We start from the raw sequence: 17,482 nt of genomic DNA, 5'->3' as shown, positions 1-17,482 counted from the left end.
TTGGTAGAATTTAGGTAACATTATCATTTGATAGGTCTTGTTGACAATACCTGACCTATCTTTTTTTACCCCAAAACGGTCACAATCTTTTATTTCCTCGGCTTCAGCCGCTTTGTCACCCCTTCAGGCGTAAGCCTTATAACCCTTGCAGAATCAGTATTTTTGATTATTAGATAGCATAAACTTCTAAGAATAACAGTCAAACCAACGTTCCCAATAATCTTGTTTTTTTGTTAATTTCCCGATTACACGGTTATATTTAGCAAACCAGCTTTCCCAATAATCGTTTGTTTCTTTAACGCAACCATCACAGGTTGGGCAACCAGCTTTGCATTGAGGTACTGTGTGAATAGTGCCAACACAGTCTGTGCAGAGTTCAGAATCAATCCAGTGGCGTGTGCCTTCTACTTTAATTGCACCAGTGGGACATACAGACTCACAGAGATTGCAAGAAATACATTGGCTGGTGATCTTATAAGCCATGATTAATCTCCTTGCGAATAAGGGGAGGGGTGAGAGGTGACAGGTGATAGGTGATAGGTGATAGGTGACAGGTGATAGGTAATAGAAAATTATCTGTAACCTGTAACCTGTAACCTTTAACCTGTAATCTATTCCCTATTGCCTAATTCTTTGACGTACTGGTCGTAAAACTCTAAAGCAACCTTCTCGATTACGTCGTAAGCTTCAACGGTCTGTATGCCAGCTGCGTGCAATTTTTCTTTGGGACAGTTGCCAATTTTAGAAACCAATACTGCTTTACAATCTGCAATTGTCTTCATGATATTCTCTGCGGTGGCGGCTTCACCGTATCCACCTTGACAATATTGATCAATTTTGCGGTGACTGATAAAGCGAACTTCGTTGCCATCAACTTCGTAAACTTGAAATTCTTTGACGTGGCCGAAGTGTTGGTTAACTAATCCACCGCCTTTGGTTGCTACTGCAACTAAGATTTTAGGATTATTGGCAGCTTGCTGCTTGCCCGCTTTTGCCTTTTCTTTGGCTGCTTTAATTTCTTCTCTAAATTTCTCAATACCTTCGTGGACTTCTTGACGCTTGCTGAGGTCGTACTCTGGAGACATTTCCAAGAAATTCTCTTTGGTGAACTCTTGGCTGCGGTCTTCACCTAACAAGCCAATGGCATCTGCACGGCATTGACGACAGTGGCGCATCATTTTCATGTTGCCGGCACACTGGTCTTGAACTAACTTGAGTTCTTTTTGTGAGGGGCCGCGTTGACCTGTTAAGCCGAAGTGTGTACCGTGTTCTGGTGCAGAAATCAAAGGCATGATGTTGTGCAGGAATGCACCATGCTCACGAATGGCTTTGTTGACTTCCACTAAGTGCTGGTCGTTGATTCCGGGAATCATCACGGAATTGACCTTGCACAGAATATCAGCTTCTTTCAGAGCTTGTAAGCCTTCTAACTGCTTTTCGAGCAGAATTCTGGCTCCTTCAATACCTCTGTAACGCTTGCGCTTGTAGTGAACCCAAGAGTAAATCTGCGCGCCGATTTCTGGGTCGATGGTATTTAGGGTGATAGTAACGTGATCTATATTTAGTTGTTTAATGCGATCGATGTATTCAGTTAACATCAAACCGTTGGTTGATAAGCACAGTTTGATATCTGGTGCTTTGTCTGCAACCAACTCAAAGGTGCGGAAAGTTTTTTCGGGGTTGGCGAGGGGGTCGCCAGGGCCAGCAATTCCCAAAACTGTCATTTGGGGAATCTTGCCAGCGATAACTAAAGCTTTGTGTGCTGCTTCTTCGGGTGTGAGTAACTCGCTGACTACACCAGGACGGCTTTCGTTGGCGCAGTCATATTTGCGGTTGCAATAGTTGCATTGAATGTTGCAAGCAGGTGCAACTGCAACGTGCATTCTGGCGTAATGGTGGTGAGCTTCTTCGCTGTAGCAGGGATGTTTAGCAATACGCTCTTGGAGCTTTTCGTCCATTTCCACGGTGGCGCTGCTTTTGCTGTCGCATCCGCAACCACCAGATTTTGCTTGGGTTGGTGTCGATTCAGTAACGGAGGAGCCTGTAACCTGTGGTGTCATTGAATTTCGCAAATGTCGGTGGACTAAGCTGCCACTGTGGGAGATGCAGTTGCTATTTGATTTGCCCTAGTAGAATGGAAGTCACGGCCATAACACTGCCCGCAGGAGTGCATCCTTGGGTTGTAGCAAAGCCACTTGCTGGGCAACTTCGCTGATGATGGCAGGCTATGAATCCTTGTGTTTCGGCTGGTGTGTGTCAACTTTTCGGTTTTGGGTAGAGTTGGTGTGTACAGCCGTGACTTCGATTCACCGAGGCATGGTGCTATCTCATCCCTCCACTCACTTTTGGCTTGCGTTTTGTTTCGAGCCATTGGTGATTGGCGATATATGATTTATAGCAGCCGTTTTTGAACAAGGCTGGTGGTTATTTTTGGATAGAATTTATTGGATTTATTAGATTTGTACTCAAATTTGAAAGCCTTGATTTTCAGCTATAAAAAAGTTTATAAATTTTTTTTCGGGTGGGGGTTCTTGTATTTTTAGGTCAGGGTTCTTGTATTTTTAGAGTGGGGTTTAGGATTTCTTTGTACTCAGCTATAAACCAATATCAGCAAAGTTTTGAGGCGATTTGCTGCTGATTTCGGGATACAAAAAGTTGTACTCAACTGTCCCTTAAATCCTGCTCAAAACCTCGACGGGTAAAGGATTTAGGGGGAAAAACTGGAGTAGATTTGTTGGTACTACTCCAGATACGTGCGAAATTCAATTCTGTATACAACATATCATTTTTTTTTAGGGAAAAATGTAATTCATATTTTCTTAAGTTTTGTCAGTTTAATGAAATTAAATCGCACTGAAAAGTATGATAGTGTTGGGTTTTGCGCTTCTTGGTAGAGTCAAAATTAATGAATATTATTTGCAAAAATTAATTTTTTTATATAAAAAGTAAAATATTCTGATAGTGAAATAGAAGCATATTTAACAGATAGCATAAAAAGTTAATTACGGCACAAATTGGGGGCGATCGCTACAAATTCCCACACATCGCTATCAGAGGCTAGAGGCTAGTAATTCGGACTTTTCAGGTATTTACTCACGGTAAAAATCTGCTTACTACTTTCTTTTTCAAATAGCACTACAGGAGGAATGGTATAAAGGCATTCCCGAAAAATCATGATAATATGGTTGTTTTATTTTTACCTGAGTTCAAGGTAATACATTTATCTACGTAATATTTCTGAGATAAAAATATGGCGAAAAAAGCACTGATTTGTGGAGTATCAGGTCAAGATGGGGCTTATTTAGCAGAGTTACTCTTAAACAAGGGATACATTGTTTGTGGAACTTCACGGGACGCGCAGATGTCCTCGTTTAATAATTTAGTGCGCTTGGGCATTCGTGATCAAATTAAACTTGCATCTGTGGCGTTGACTGATTTTCGTAGTGTGTTGCAGGTTTTGACAAAAATTCAGCCAGATGAAATTTACAACCTAGCTGGACAAAGTTCTGTGGGTTTATCTTTTGAACAACCAGTCGAAACTTTAGAGAGTATTGCTACTGGGACTTTGAATTTATTAGAAGCGATTCGTTTTATTGGTGCGCCGATTAAACTTTATAATGCTGGTTCTAGTGAATGCTTTGGGAATACAGGTGAACAGCCAGCAGATGAAAATACACCATTTCGTCCGCGCAGTCCCTATGGTGTGGCTAAGGCGACGGCTTTTTGGGAAGTGGCTAATTACAGAGAAGCTTATGGTTTGTTTGCTTGTTCTGGTATTTTATACAACCATGAATCGCCGTTAAGACCAGAAAGATTTGTAACTCAAAAAATTATTTCTGCGGCTTGTCGTATTGCTAAAGGCGAGCAGAATCACCTTTATTTAGGTAATATATCTGTTCAACGTGACTGGGGTTGGGCCCCTGAGTATATTGAGGCGATGTATTTAATGTTGCAACAAGATGAACCAGATGATTATGTAATTGCAACTGGTGAAACATCAAAATTAGAAGATTTTGTAGCAGAAGCTTTTGCTTGTTTAGGGTTAGATTGGCAAGAATATGTAACTACGGATGGTAGTTTATTACGACCTACAGATATTGTAATTGGCAGAGGCAACCCAGCCAGAGCCAAAGAAAAGTTAGGATGGCAAGCACAATACACAATGAAAGATGTAGTGCGAATGATGATAGAAGAGAAGCAAAAAGATTATTTGTAATTTCAAGCTGCAATCTCTCAATTTTGTAGAGATGTTGTATGTAATGTCTCTACAACGATTAATTATACTGGGACTGATGCGATCGCCCTTGGAAAATCCCTAGTACAACAAGGCAAAAGGAAAAAGGCAAAAGGAAAAAGAAAGAATAACGATACTACAAGCCTTGTAGCAATTTCTTATAGTCTGTTTATTTACGCCGACCTGTACTAGCCATCTTGCTACTCACCAATATCCATCATCTCTCCCTTGTCCCCCTTGTCTCCCTTATCCCCCTTGTCTACCTTGTCCCCCTTCCCTTGTCCATATAACGGGGTTAAATCATCCTAAACTCAGAAATGCTTGCTAAAGCTAGTGTATATACTCGTAATTAAAATCTCTGCGGATGCGGGTATTATGGTTGACTGGTTGGTTATCTGGGGAGTTGCTCAAGGTGCAGGGTTAATTTTTAAACCAATTTTAGAAGATTTAGCTAAAGATGCGGCAAAAGATTGGGCAAAGGATATATTAAAAAGCATCCCTGGGAAAGCTTTTGAGAAACTGAAGAAAGAAGATATTGATATTGCTGCGGGTAAGGCTTTGAAAGAGTTTTTACAACTGATGCAGCAGCAGTTAAAGGTGCGGTGTAAACTGCCGGAAGGTGAAATTAAAGAATATACCGGGGATATTAAGAAATTTATTAGTGATAAATCTGTCAAAGAAACTCTGGGGAAAGCTTTTGATATTAACTGCGAAGATTTGAGTTATGAAATTTTAGCAGAGAGTTGGCAGAAACTACAACTCAAAGCTTTACCAACTAAATTTAACTGGCAATCGTTAACTGAGCAGTATTTTACTCAGGTTCAAGAATTGCTGTTAGAAGCTAAAGAATTACATTCTATTTTAGAATTACAAAAATTATCTAATATTGAAACTCATACTAAAGAGATTGCTGGTGTTGTTGCCGATTTTGATTTAAATAAATATCAAGAATCAATCCGCGAATTTTATGGTAATTTGAAGCTGGATAGTTTAGATACAACGGGTTACGCCTATAACGAACTGAAGTTATGGCGAATGTTTATTGCTCAAAATGTGCGAGAAGTGCATCAAGTTTTACCGCAAGTACATGAACTGCCAAAAGAGCATTTAAAACGATTGCGCGAAAGTGACCAACTTGAGGCGGAAATTGCCGCCGAAGAATTAGAAAATCACAAACGGGTTTATTTAGAACAACCAATACTTTCTGTATTAGATGTTGTTAATGAAAAACAGACTTATAAATATATTGTGGTTTTGGGTGATCCTGGTTCTGGTAAGTCTACATTATTGCAGTATTTAGCCTTGAATTGGGCAAACTCACCACTAGATAATGTTATCTCATTACCAATACCGTTGCTGATTGAGTTACGCACTTATATGCGGCGGCGTGATGATCAAGAATGTCATAACTTTCTGGAATTTTTTCATAAATGTAGCGGTGTAATGACTCACCTCAATCAACATCAACTGCACGAAAAACTAAAAGCTGGTGAAGCTTTAGTAATGTTTGATGGTTTAGATGAAGTATTTGACCCTGGTAAGCGGGAGGATGTGATTACTGATATTCATCGCTTTACTAATGACTATCCTAATGTGCAGGTGATTGTCACTTCTCGCGTGATTGGTTATAAACCGCAAAGATTACGCGATGCTGAGTTTCGTCACTTTATGCTGCAAGATTTAGATTCAGAACAAATTCAAGATTTTATTCACCGTTGGCATGAGTTAACTTTTAGTAATGAAGCTGATAAGATCAGGAAACGGGAAAGATTATACAGAGGAATTGAAGCTTCTAAAGCTATTACTGAACTAGCGGGAAATCCTCTGCTGTTAACGATGATGGCAATTCTGAATCGTAATCAGGAATTACCGAGAGATAGAGCCGAACTTTATAATCAAGCATCACGGGTATTGCTGCATCAGTGGGATGTGGAACGCGCTTTAGTAGAAGATGAAAGGTTAGATCATAAAACTATTGATTATAAAGATAAGCAAGCAATGTTGCGTCAAGTTGCCTATAGTATGCAAACCAGTGATAAAGGTTTAGCAGGTAATTTGATTAATGCAAGTCAATTAGAAAATATTTTGGCTGAATATTTAAGAAAGCTAGAGATTAATCAACCCAGACAAGCTGCAAGGGTAATGATTAACCAACTGCGGACTCGTAACTTTATGTTATGTTTCTTGGGGGCTGATTATTATGCTTTTGTACATCGAACTTTTTTAGAATATTTCTGTGCTTGGGAGTTTGTGTGGCAGTTTAAAGAAACGCAAACGCTGACTATTGAGGTATTGAAACAGGAAGTTTTTGGTAAGCATTGGCAAGATGAAACTTGGCACGAAGTTTTGCTGTTAATTGCTGGGATGATAGAGCCTAAGTTTACTGGTGAAATTATTAAATATTTAATAGTGCAAGATGGTGAAACCGAAAAATTTCTCAATCTCTTTTTAGCAGCTAAGTGTTTAGCAGAAGTGAGAAATCGTCACGAAATTGAAGTAATAGCTGACGAATTGCTGAACAAACTCAAAGATTTAACTAAGTATAACCTGTGGTATCATTACACTCTCTATATAGATAAAGAAGAAACTAAGCTAGTTCGAGAATTTCGCACTCATGCAGTTGTGGCGATCGCAACTACTTGGATAAAATCTCCCCAAACCCTTACCTGGCTCAAAGACCGCGCCAATAATGATGATGATTGGGTTGTGAGAATTGCAGCAGTGCAAGAATTAGCCCGTGGCTACAAACATGACCCCGAAACTCTCTCCTGGCTCAAAAACTGCGCCAACAATGATGATGATTACTATGTACGACGAGCAGCAGTGCAAGAATTAGCCCGTGGCTACAAACATGACCCCGAAACTCTCGCCATCCTCAAAGACCGCACCCAAAAAGATGATAGTTCGGGTGTGAGAATTGCAGCAGTGCAAGAATTAGCTCGTGGCTACAAACATGACCCCGAAACTCTCATCTGGCTCAAACACCCCACCAACAATGATGATGATGGGGGTGTGCGATATGTAGCAGTGCAAGAATTAGCCCGTGGCTACAAACATGACCCCGAAACTCTCATCTGGCTCAAAAACTGCGCCAACAATGATGATAATTGGGCTGTGCGACAAGCAGCTGTCCAAGAATTAGCCCGTGGCTACAAACATGACCCGGAAATTCTCGCTATCCTCAAACAACACACCAACAATGATGATAATTGGGCTGTGCGACAAGCAGCAGTACAAGAATTAGCCCGTGGCTACAAACATGACCCGCAAACTTTCTCTATCCTCAAAGACCGTGCTACTAATGATAATAATTCGGCTGTGCGATATGCAGCAGTGCAAGAATTAGCCCGTGGCTACAAACATGACCCCGAAACTCTCGCCATCCTCAAACACCGCACCAACAATGATGATGATGGGGGTGTGCGATATGTAGCAGTGCAAGAATTAGCCCGTGGCTACAAACATGACCCGGAAACTCTCGCCATCCTCAAACACCTTGCCAACAATGATGATGATAGTGATGTGCGACGAGCAGCTGTCCAAGAATTAGCCCGTGGCTATAAACATGACCCAGAAACTCTCGCCATCCTCAAACACCGCATCAACAATGATGATGATAGCGATGTGCGACGAGCAGCTGTCCAAGAATTAGCCCGTGGCTATAAACATGACCCAGAAACTCTCGCTATCCTCAAACACCGCGCCAACAATGATGATGATAGCGATGTGCGACAAGCAGCAATGCAAGAATTAGGCAAATATTTCAAAAATCAACCTGATTTGTTTGATATCTACTACAATTGCGCCGTCAACGACCCCTTCCAGAGAGAATATAGTTTTCAAGATAACCCACGCCAAACTGCACTTGAGGCAATTATCAAACAATTTACCCAGCATCCCCAAACTTTACCACTGTTGCACGATCGCGCCGAAAATGACCCAGATGAGAAGGTGCGGGAGTATGCAGAGAAACAGTTGAAACGGTGGCAAGGATAAACATAAACTGAGGTTATGCCCAAGAAAATTAGAGAACTGAAAAAGTTATTGCTGCAAGCAGGGTTTACTTATAAACCTGCAAAGGGTAGTCATAGTAAATGGATACATCCGCTATTGCCTCAAGCTATCATCATCGCTGGTAAAGATGGTAGCGATGCCAAAGCTTATTTAGAAAAACAAGTTAATGAAGCACTTGCAGAATTAGAGAAAATAGAAAAAGCGGAGGAGACAGAAGAATGAAATATACAATTATTATTCAATGGTCAGATGAAGACCAATGTTATGTAGTTTCGTTGCCTGAGTTTACTAATGTCATGCAGCCTTGTACACACGGAGATACTTATGAGGAAGCTTTAAAAAATGCTCAGGAAGTTTTAGAAATGCTAATTGAATCAGCTTTAGAAGATGGTGAACCTTTACCAGAGCCGCAAACTTGGGGCAAGTCTTTAAAAGTAGCATAATAAAATTAAACGGGTCAATTTAGAGGATGTTTTAAAAGTTCTCTAATTGGTAGCAAAACATTTGAGATCCCCCTTTTGAAGGGGGACTTGGAAGCATTTACCCCTTTTTAAGTAGGGCTGTTTCATTTGCTTAGATTAGGAATTTGTCAAGAGTATCAGCCAGAAATTTTAGTGAGTAACCCTTGGCAGGGAAAGCAATAGGAGTAATACCATTTCACTTTAAGAATGATACATATCCGCAAGCAGAGGGGGCAGCACCTCGACTTCGCTCGGCGGACGGAAGCAGAGGAACCAGTGCGTTGCGGAGGAAGAGATTTATATCAGTAATTTCGTGAATTGGTATAAGTTTTTCCGAAATTGTCACGTTCAAAAAAGTCTTGATCAAATTAAGCGATAGATTGCAAATCCCTCTTAGCGTTAGTGCTTTGAGGGATTTTGATATTAGATTTTTTGAGTTTTAGGTTAAATTACTTGCTTCCTTTACTGCTTGCTTTAACTCTTCAAAGGTAATACTACCGTCTTCGTCTGAATCATACTGTACTATCAACTCTTGGGGACTAGTAGTATGTGTTTGTGATGAGATGACTGCACTTAAGCCAGGACTTAAAAAAAGCTCATTAATGGAGATTTTACCGTCTTGATCGCGATCTAAGTTATTAAAAAGAGATTGAAGTTCTTGCTCGGTTGTCATAAGTTTTTTTCTGAATTAATTTTTCACTTTAATATTTCAAAATTAAACACACTTGTATCAAAAGACGTATAAATAGGTATCGCTGAGGCTGAGATTAATGAAATGGTATGAACGATATCTTCTCTGTGCCATCAGCTATGCTATGGCGTTACGCTATCGTCCGTACCTCTGTGCCTTGAAAAGTGCGATCGCTCGGTTTGGTAGTAAACTGTCAACAATTTCATACTCATAAAAGTATTGATATTTACCAAAAATAAAAGCTAAAACAAGGTGAAGAATTTGGTTTTTTGGGTGGCAAAACCGTAAAATTACAATCGTAACTAGAGATACAGAAATTAAGTTGTAGTCGTCTCTACACCCCATTTCCGGGCAATTGAGTACAGCTTAATATATCGTAAAATAACTTGGCTAAATCGCTGCAAATTCATATAAGTCAAGGTTTTGATGGTGAGTACCGCAATTCTTAAACCCCCACCCAAGAAATACTAGTACCCCTACTGTGAAATACTAGTACCCTTACCCCAAGGGAAATTTATTATTAATTAAAAATAAAGCTTTAAAGTTGTTGAGTACAACCTTAATAAATCCAATAAATCCAACCGACATAGAGTGTACTGTCCTGTTGGGAGTCGCCTGCTATAAGCATAAAAATAGCACAAGGCTTTTTTACCCAGACAGTACCGATGCAACAGTCATTAGACAGTAATCAACCAGCGACAGTAGCGCCTGATTCTGTAAAAACATCCCTGCTGAAAAATTTACTCTCTGCTGGCACTTCTTTTGAGCCAGTGTTGAGTGATTTTCGGATTATTTTTGAACGTGACCCGGCTGCACGTAATTGGTTAGAGGTGGTGTTTTGTTACCCTGGCTTGCACGCGCTCTGTTTACATCGTCTGGCTCACTGGTTGCATCGTCGAGGGGTAGCTTTCTTTCCGCGTTTCATTTCTCATATTGGTCGATTCTTAACCGGAATTGAAATTCACCCTGGTGCAGAGATTGGTAAAGGGGTATTTATCGACCACGGGATGGGGGTTGTGATTGGGGAAACGGCGATTGTGGGAGACTACACGCTGATTTACCAAGGCGTAACTCTCGGCGGAACTGGGAAGGAAAGCGGGAAACGTCACCCGACTGTAGGTAACAACGTTGTGATTGGTTCTGGTGCGAAGGTTTTAGGAAATATTCAATTAGGCGATCGCGTCCGTGTGGGTGCAGGTTCGGTTGTGTTGCGTGATGTTCCGGCTGATTCCACTGTTGTCGGTGTTCCCGGACGAATTATTTCTCGCAAAGACAAGAATCAATCTCCTCTAGAACATAACAAACTCCCGGATGTGGAAGCCACTGTGATTCGTTCCTTATTATCTCGCATTGAGCAACTTGAACAAAAACTCAAAACTTACGAATCAATCAGTAAGTCAGAAGTTAAAAGTCAAAAGGCAAAAGAATAAAACATAGTAACTAATATTACACATAAGAAAAAGGATAAAGGACAAATGAGCAATGACAAATAATACTTTAGGTGAGCAAATTTTACAGATTCCGTTGAGCGATCGCTGGCGAATTTATCACCGTTTGCAAGAGTTAATGATTCCCTGCTCTTGTCACCCTGATGGTTCTTTACGAGTCCAAGTTAACAGTTTACTGGCAGCAATTTTAGTCCGTAGTACGATTATGCAATTTTTCGCACCGCGTCAAGAATTGGTCAACTGGTTAAAACATTGTTGGGATTTATAAACCAGTCTTGACAAAACAAAAAAATCAGCCTCTTTCTTATTTTTTACTCTGATTTTTTTAGTTGCTTAAATTGCATTCTCAATCTTTATTTATCCCCTATACTTATCTGTTTCTGGTTTAGTTATGTCTACCCGCACGAAAGAATCAAAATTCATCAAATTTTTACATACAGAACTCGAACTTACCAATGCAGATATTGCTGTAGCACTGCGACACAAAAAGTTTGATGATGCACCATTACCGATGCTGCTTTGGCAATATGGATTGGTCAATTTAGAACAGCTAGAACAAATTTTAGATTGGCTAGATGAGCAGAGATAGGGAGATGAGGGAGACGAGGTAGACAAGGGAGACAAGGCAGAAATTGAAGCTTTGATTTGTGGGATGAACTGAACAAATTTTGACTGGCAATATGTTGGCGATCGCTAGTTACAACTTTTTGGCAGAAATGACTTGCAATTATTGGGAGATAGGATTATGATTTCTAGCTTTGTTTGTGGATTTGTTTTCTTATTTGTTTCCAGTCTAGCTAACACCTATTTGGGCTATCTTCTACTAGAAAAAAGTGTGCATGACAATAGTGAAAATGGCGGTTAAATTATACTGTCGTTTTGTTTTCTTTCATACAGATGGGATGTCTTTATCTCGTTAATATTAAAGAATGATGAAGACAAAATATTAATTGGATTAATTTATAGCATTTACCTTTACTCAGCGTTGCGGAAAATAATTAACGCTACAGAAAGAATATTAAGAAAAATTCCTATGAGGCTGTTTGAAATGAGTGAAATCATAATTAATGACACTACATTACGCGATGGCGAACAAGCAGCAGGTGTTGCTTTTACCTTAAAAGAGAAAATTGCGATCGCCAAGTTTCTCGATGCTATCGGCGTGCATGAATTAGAAGTCGGTATCCCAGCGATGGGAGAAGATGAAATTCGTGCCATCTCAATCATTGCTGACTTGGGATTAAAAGCTAACCTCCTCGCCTGGAACCGCGCTGTAATTTCTGATATCAAAGCTTCCATTGCTTGTGGAATGCAGCGAGTACATATTGCGATACCCGTTTCCGGTATCCAAATCGCTGCAAAGTTTCATGGACAGTGGCGAGTAAGTCTGCAAAGACTCAAAGATTGTATCAGTTACGCACGCGATCGCGGTCTTTGGGTAGCCGTCGGTGGCGAAGATTCTTCTAGAGCCGATGAAAACTTTTTGTTGGATGTCGCTCTGTATGCTCAAGAGTGGGGTGCATCTCGCTTTCGTTTCTGCGACACCGTAGGAGTTCTCGATCCTTTCACCACCTATAAAAAAGTTAAGCGCCTCGTTTCCTGGTTGTCGATTCCCGTAGAAATCCACACCCACAACGATTTCGGCTTGGCGACAGCTAACGCACTGGCAGGAATTAAAGCTGGAGCCACATCTGTTAACACCACCGTCAACGGCTTGGGTGAAAGAGCAGGTAACGCCGCTTTAGAAGAAGTTGTTATGGCCATCAAACGCATCTATGGCTTAGATATGGGAATTAACACACCCCGTTTATTGGAATTATCGCAACTTGTAGCCGCAGCCGCCGGTGCTGGTGTACCACCTTGGAAAGCAATTGTTGGTGAAAATACCTTTGCTCACGAATCTGGAATTCATGCACACGGCGTATTACAAAACCCTAACACCTACGAACCCTTTGCACCAGAAGAAGTTGGTTGGGAAAGACGTTTAGTCGTTGGTAAGCATTCTGGAAAGCATTTGGTATCTAGCTTACTTCAGCAGCATGGGATCTTTCTCAACCCCGAAGAAACCCAATCTGTATTAGATGCAGTCCGCCAACAATCAGTTAAGAAAAAACGCAGCCTGACAACCGAAGAACTGTTGAACTTGGTAAAAGAACAGAGGTATTCTCATGCAACCCGATGAATACGAATTAGAGTCAGAACCTGATTTTGAAATTGGTGAAAAAGTCAGACTCCGCAAACAAATTAAAAACGATGGGACATTTCCCGGTAGAGAAATTGGCGAAATTTTAGCGAAGAAAGGAGACATTGGTTACGTAGCAAGTATAGGCACTTTTTTACAACGTTCCTATATTTATGCGGTGCATTTTTTAGATAAAGGCATTGTTGTTGGTTGTCGCAAAAAAGAACTAGAATCTGCTGAGGAAAATCATGAAGGTAATGCTACGGATGAATGATAATGGTAATTTAACAGTCTACGTCGCTAAAAAAGATTTAGAAGAAGTAGTAGTTAAACAAACAGACGGTGAAGCTGGTAAAATTCTTACCTTAGCCAATGGTTGGGAATTAGAATTTCCCGAAATACCTGATGTAGCAAATTTGCCTAAAACTGTAGAAGCTAGACGCTTGGCTTGAAATCAGAGGCTAGAGGCTAGAGGTTAGAAGCTAGAGAAGAAAAATATCCATTCCTGATTTGTAGGCTATTACCTATAGGAATCTAGCGAAAAAATACAAGTCAACAGTAAAGAGAGAAGGCAAAAGGTAACAACCAATTTTTCCTTCTTCCTTTTTACTCAAGAATCAGCAAAAATGCCCCACAAGCATGGGGTTAATTATTTTGTAATTAAATTTTGAGTAGTTAACATGGGTGACAAATATCTGAGATTATCGGAATTGAACTTAGAAGGTCAGTTCCAGGGTTTTGCAGGCATTAAATCAGGCAAAGCTAAATATCTGCAATTAGCAATTCCTTCTGGTAGTTTATATGTCAAATTACCAAAAGATTTACGCACTTCGTTGCAATGTAGTTTAGCTCCTGGTGAACAAATTCACATTTGTGGCGTGAGTAAAGTCAACACACGCACAGGCAAAATCAAAATTAAAGCACATCAAGTCACGCCAGTTGCTGCTTGTCCTACTCAAGAATTATTACCGCAACCAGAAGCCAAAATTATGGTGTGTCAAAAGTCTGGCTGTGTGAAAAAAGGCGGTAAAGGTTTATTATCAGAATTAGAAAAAACTCTGTGCGATCGCGGTTTGCGAGACAAAGTTAAAATTGAACACACAGACTGTCAAAAGCGTTGCAGCAGCGCCCCTAACTGCGTTTTGTTACTCGGTAAAAAGAAGTATAAGAAACTTCATCCAGAAGCGATCGCATCATTGCTAGAAAATCACTTAACCTAAATTAAAGCTTCCTTCAAAATGTATAGATTACTGTGTAGGGGTAAAAGTTTTACCCCTATTTGTTTTTGATATTGTCAACTTGCAAGTTGTGGGTTAAAACTGTTGCAGTCTCAATAGTTATCAGGTGTGTTAGCAACGCATAACGCACATTTCATACTGACTAAGCTAATTAGCTTTAATTGAAATGTCTTTATTTACCAATTTACTCAATCTGCATTCAGCCAATAAACCATTAGAAGATTTTTTTACTGAAATTGTCGCTTACTTTTTCTCGATTAATAAAGATTTACTAATCGCTTGGTTGCAACAAAACTCAATTATTGGTGACAATAGTTACTCTAGTATTAATATTACCACTCAAAAAGAACATCGAGGTCTAGAAAGCCATAAGGAAGATAGTAGATTCGATATTTTAATTGAATTATCAAATGGTTTAGATACAGATGTCATAGTTATTGAATCAAAAATTGGTTCTACAGATGGAAATAATGCTTTAAAAAGATATGTTGAGATTTTGAGTAGTCTACAAAATGTTAATCAGCGTATCTTACTTTATATTACTCGTAATTATGATCCTCAAAAAAAATCAAGACATTTGCTCACGAACAAACACCGATAGTAAATTTTCATCAGTTAAGGTGGTATCAGTTCTCTTCTTTTTTAGCAAAGCATGGCTCTGATACCTTAGCCCAAGAAATGTGGCTCTCCTAGACTAGCTATAACAAATTAATACTTGATATCTGGTTAAATCCTTACATAGTCTGGGATTTAAAAGAGATAAAGTAAATTTTTATTAAATCTTTGATTCTATTTTAGGCAAACCTTGTTATATCAATTGTTTTAGCCATTTTTTAGTGTTAATTTATCAACCCAAGTCTGGGAGAGCCAGAAATATTAACTTTCATGAGGAGTAATCAAATGGCAGACAAAAATCAATTCTCATCAATTGATTTATTAACAATGATGAACTTTAACAAAACTTTCAATTTCATGCAATCAACGCTGAGTGAAGAAGTAGAAGCAGCATTTAATAATGCTTTTGGCAGAGTTATCAAAGGTTCACCCAGTATGACTCAATGGACATGGGGAAGTAGATATATTATTTATACTTTCTTTGCTCAAAGATGGAATTTTTGGTGTGGTCTTGGTTACTTTTCTTTAAATTCAGATGATTTGACTAGTTATCCCAATATTGGTATATGTTTAGAGGTTTCACCAGCTTTTATAAACAGGGAAAAAATTATTAAAAGGATGAAAGATGTTATCAATGACAAACCTGAAATTTGGATTCCTAGTAATTTAACAGTTACACCAGCATGGTCAGGTATAGTTTATTGCAAAAGCTTACAAGAGTTTTTAGCTTACGAAGACCAATCACATCACATCAAAAATTTCTTCCTAGAATCTATTAAGGAATTGAAAACAGTTAAAGAACAATATTTTGATTTTATTAGTAAGGATTTAAGTACAGAAGAATCTATAGAAGAAGAGATGGGTATTGCAGGCGGCTTATAGCAAAACCCAAGAGAGTTTTAATGATGTTTGGTTCCGTTCCTCCTCCCAAGCTACACCTTTTCCAGCTTCTTGGACTGTCAAAACATCATGTCCCAAATTGCGTAATAATTCTACAACCGGAAACGGAAACTGCTCATCTGCATAAAATCTTGCCATTTACGCTACCTGATTACGCTCAATTACCAATTCAATTTCATCAGAATGAGCTTTTGCATATACCCAAGCATTAGCTAAATCTGTAGCTGAAATGTTTGGATAATTTGTCAAAAGGTCAGCATCACTATATCCAAGATGGTGAGCTTCCACAAGTACCCAAACTGGAATACGAGTGTTGGCAATTCGCGCCTCGCCACCACAAACTCCAGGGGTTTTCTCAATTCCTTGCCAACTGCTACCAAGACTTTGAGCAAGTAACTGTATTGCCTGTAATTTCTCACTAGGGCTAAGAGCAAGAAGTTGGTTTTCTAATTCTCTAAGTGTCACGAATTTAAATCTTTTGGTATTTTGTCAGACTATATCTACAATTCTAGATTTCATATTCAAAATTTCAGCAGTCAAGTCTCTGAGCAAGGCTCTCATCCCCAGGTTATGCTTACGTTTTGGGGTCTTCCCACCAGGATGATAAAGGTTCGCGCAGTGCTTCTTGAATTACTTCCTTAATATGTGGGACATCCAATTTATCCCGCGTCGGCCCTGCAAAATGTGGGTCATACATCACAATATGAATCAAACTTAGTGCAGGTTGCCAGTTGACTTCTGCTAATGCTTGTGAAAAACCTTCAACATGGCTGCCGTCATCTGGGGTTCTGGCTCCATTTACCCATGAAAATATGCGGTTTTGCGAGAAGCGATCGCCAAAAGCAGCCGCTTCAATCAAAATATTGTTATGATGCAAAGTTACATGAAATGGCTCATTGTTAGCGTCTGTTTGCCGAGTCAAAAGTATATATCCCAGCATTTTCAGTCCTTGCGGTGCATAGAAACGCTCTTCATTTAATCCAATTCTCAACCCAGCAAATAAATGAGCAGTGTCAAACAAAGCCCTCCGAATTATTCCAAATCTGGGTTGCGCTTGTCTAAAAAGTTCAGGATCAGGTGTGACTTCAATTTTTTTTCCTCGACCATTACCTTGTTGAATAATCTTGGCAGATCCTTGAGCAATTCCTTTACTAAAACACTGTTCCCAAAGCATTCCAGAACGCCAACTTTGTACCTTGAGGTGAATGCTAGTGGCATTCATTGGTGCTAAACCAACGCCTCTGCTAACTATATGAACGTGGGGAGTATGTTCATCAGATGAGCGTGTTTGATGAATCCGAGTTAGCAATTTAGTAGCAAGGCTAATACCTTCGATATCACTGAGTTCATCAAATGGCAGTCCTGGGCCGTCATCTACAACTGAGATAGTGCTTCCATCCAAAGTTACATTCACAAAGGTTGCTTTTTTTGTCAAATAAGCATCAAGAACATTGGCTACCAGTTCATAAACAAACTGTTCTGTACCTTGCACTCCTGCACTCCCAAAGTACATAGCCGGTCGGCGACGAATTGCTTGAATTTCTTCTATGTGACTGAGGTTGTTAGACATTTTGGTTCTTCAGTATCTAGTATGCTAAAAACATAGAAAATAGAATAAATAAATTTAAAGTTTTATATAAAGATTTAACCACAAGCCTTGTTTTAGTTGACTCCTAGAGGCTATTTACTGTTGACTAAT

Annotated in this window: 20 protein-coding genes and 1 pseudogene; 14 read left to right on the top strand and 7 right to left on the bottom strand. The window is 39.6% G+C overall.

Going from position 1 to position 17,482, the window contains the following annotated elements; genetic code table 11:
• Positions 1-186: 186 nt before the first annotated feature.
• The 3 genes from H6G75_RS31000 to H6G75_RS30990 form a co-directional block, all read right to left on the bottom strand.
• Positions 187-483, bottom strand: a complete 297-nt coding sequence (locus tag H6G75_RS31000; RefSeq protein ID WP_190983724.1) for a DUF362 domain-containing protein — start codon at positions 481-483, stop codon at positions 187-189.
• A gap of 128 nt (positions 484-611) precedes the next feature.
• On the bottom strand, positions 612-2,060 hold the full coding sequence (nifB, locus tag H6G75_RS30995; RefSeq protein ID WP_190983723.1) for a nitrogenase cofactor biosynthesis protein NifB: 1,449 nt from the start codon (positions 2,058-2,060) through the stop codon (positions 612-614).
• A 23-nt stretch (positions 2,061-2,083) separates the two neighbouring features.
• Entirely contained in the window at positions 2,084-2,371 is a 288-nt protein-coding gene (locus tag H6G75_RS30990) for a hypothetical protein (protein WP_190983722.1), read from the bottom strand.
• 879 nt (positions 2,372-3,250) lie between these two features.
• Here H6G75_RS30990 and H6G75_RS30985 point away from each other — a divergent pair.
• The 4 genes from H6G75_RS30985 (at position 3,251) to H6G75_RS30970 (ending at position 8,691) form a co-directional block, all read left to right on the top strand.
• Positions 3,251-4,216 (top strand): GDP-mannose 4,6-dehydratase, encoded by a 966-nt coding sequence (locus H6G75_RS30985; protein WP_190983721.1) that lies wholly within the window; start codon positions 3,251-3,253, stop codon positions 4,214-4,216.
• A 393-nt stretch (positions 4,217-4,609) separates the two neighbouring features.
• The gene (locus tag H6G75_RS30980; protein WP_190983720.1) at positions 4,610-8,230 is read left to right on the top strand and encodes a HEAT repeat domain-containing protein; all 3,621 of its coding nucleotides are present in this window, start codon (positions 4,610-4,612) and stop codon (positions 8,228-8,230) included.
• Between the two features lie 15 nt (positions 8,231-8,245).
• Positions 8,246-8,470, top strand: a complete 225-nt coding sequence (locus H6G75_RS30975; RefSeq protein ID WP_190983719.1) for a type II toxin-antitoxin system HicA family toxin — start codon at positions 8,246-8,248, stop codon at positions 8,468-8,470.
• Positions 8,467-8,691 (top strand): type II toxin-antitoxin system HicB family antitoxin, encoded by a 225-nt coding sequence (locus tag H6G75_RS30970; protein ID WP_190983718.1) that lies wholly within the window; start codon positions 8,467-8,469, stop codon positions 8,689-8,691. Before H6G75_RS30975 ends, H6G75_RS30970 begins: the two co-directional genes overlap by 4 nt.
• A 457-nt stretch (positions 8,692-9,148) precedes the next feature.
• On the opposite strand, the gene H6G75_RS30965 is transcribed toward H6G75_RS30970, so the two are convergent.
• Positions 9,149-9,382: an EF-hand domain-containing protein gene (locus H6G75_RS30965; RefSeq protein ID WP_190983717.1), complete on the bottom strand. Its 234-nt coding sequence runs from the start codon at positions 9,380-9,382 to the stop codon at positions 9,149-9,151.
• A gap of 97 nt (positions 9,383-9,479) precedes the next feature.
• Here H6G75_RS30965 and H6G75_RS33700 point away from each other — a divergent pair, with 97 nt between their 5' ends.
• The 10 genes from H6G75_RS33700 to H6G75_RS30920 all read left to right on the top strand — a co-directional run bounded on the left by H6G75_RS33700 (position 9,480) and on the right by H6G75_RS30920 (position 15,765).
• Positions 9,480-9,614: a hypothetical protein gene (locus tag H6G75_RS33700; protein ID WP_277884124.1), complete on the top strand. Its 135-nt coding sequence runs from the start codon at positions 9,480-9,482 to the stop codon at positions 9,612-9,614.
• A 451-nt stretch (positions 9,615-10,065) separates the two neighbouring features.
• Entirely contained in the window at positions 10,066-10,830 is a 765-nt protein-coding gene (cysE, locus tag H6G75_RS30960) for a serine O-acetyltransferase (protein ID WP_190983716.1), read from the top strand.
• A 52-nt stretch (positions 10,831-10,882) separates the two neighbouring features.
• On the top strand, positions 10,883-11,116 hold the full coding sequence (locus H6G75_RS30955; protein WP_062294668.1) for an Asr1405/Asl0597 family protein: 234 nt from the start codon (positions 10,883-10,885) through the stop codon (positions 11,114-11,116).
• A gap of 123 nt (positions 11,117-11,239) precedes the next feature.
• On the top strand, positions 11,240-11,437 hold the full coding sequence (locus H6G75_RS30950) for a DUF2949 domain-containing protein (protein WP_190968611.1): 198 nt from the start codon (positions 11,240-11,242) through the stop codon (positions 11,435-11,437).
• A gap of 459 nt (positions 11,438-11,896) precedes the next feature.
• Positions 11,897-13,030, top strand: a complete 1,134-nt coding sequence (nifV, locus tag H6G75_RS30945; RefSeq protein WP_190983715.1) for a homocitrate synthase — start codon at positions 11,897-11,899, stop codon at positions 13,028-13,030.
• Entirely contained in the window at positions 13,017-13,304 is a 288-nt protein-coding gene (locus H6G75_RS30940) for a nitrogen fixation protein NifZ (protein ID WP_190588706.1), read from the top strand. Before nifV ends, H6G75_RS30940 begins: the two co-directional genes overlap by 14 nt.
• Entirely contained in the window at positions 13,279-13,482 is a 204-nt protein-coding gene (nifT, locus tag H6G75_RS30935; RefSeq protein ID WP_190588707.1) for a putative nitrogen fixation protein NifT, read from the top strand. The genes H6G75_RS30940 and nifT overlap by 26 nt, the downstream gene beginning before the upstream one ends.
• A 228-nt stretch (positions 13,483-13,710) precedes the next feature.
• A complete protein-coding gene (locus H6G75_RS30930) occupies positions 13,711-14,250 on the top strand; it encodes a (2Fe-2S) ferredoxin domain-containing protein (protein WP_190983714.1) in 540 nt (179 codons plus the stop codon).
• 184 nt (positions 14,251-14,434) lie between these two features.
• Positions 14,435-14,869, top strand: coding sequence for a PD-(D/E)XK nuclease family protein (locus H6G75_RS30925; RefSeq protein ID WP_190983713.1), 435 nt, complete (start codon positions 14,435-14,437; stop codon positions 14,867-14,869).
• A gap of 299 nt (positions 14,870-15,168) precedes the next feature.
• Complete coding sequence (locus tag H6G75_RS30920) at positions 15,169-15,765, top strand: hypothetical protein (RefSeq protein WP_190983712.1); 597 nt, start codon at positions 15,169-15,171, stop codon at positions 15,763-15,765.
• Positions 15,766-15,822: 57 nt separating this feature from the next.
• On the opposite strand, the pseudogene H6G75_RS30915 reads toward H6G75_RS30920, so the two are convergent.
• From H6G75_RS30915 to H6G75_RS30905, 3 genes and pseudogenes are all read right to left on the bottom strand, one after another.
• Positions 15,823-15,921 (bottom strand): annotated as a pseudogene (locus H6G75_RS30915) (DUF5615 family PIN-like protein); the annotation flags it as partial.
• Positions 15,922-16,248, bottom strand: coding sequence for a DUF433 domain-containing protein (locus H6G75_RS30910; protein ID WP_190983711.1), 327 nt, complete (start codon positions 16,246-16,248; stop codon positions 15,922-15,924).
• A gap of 109 nt (positions 16,249-16,357) precedes the next feature.
• Complete coding sequence (locus tag H6G75_RS30905; protein WP_190983710.1) at positions 16,358-17,353, bottom strand: ATP-binding protein; 996 nt, start codon at positions 17,351-17,353, stop codon at positions 16,358-16,360.
• Positions 17,354-17,482: the final 129 nt, after the last annotated feature.

Origin of the sequence: Nostoc sp. FACHB-280 (assembly GCF_014697615.1) — a bacterium.
Taxonomy (GTDB): Bacteria; Cyanobacteriota; Cyanobacteriia; order Cyanobacteriales; family Nostocaceae; genus Nostoc_B.
Note: the sequence above shows the minus strand (reverse complement) of the source record. Positions and strands in the feature narration are given on the sequence as shown.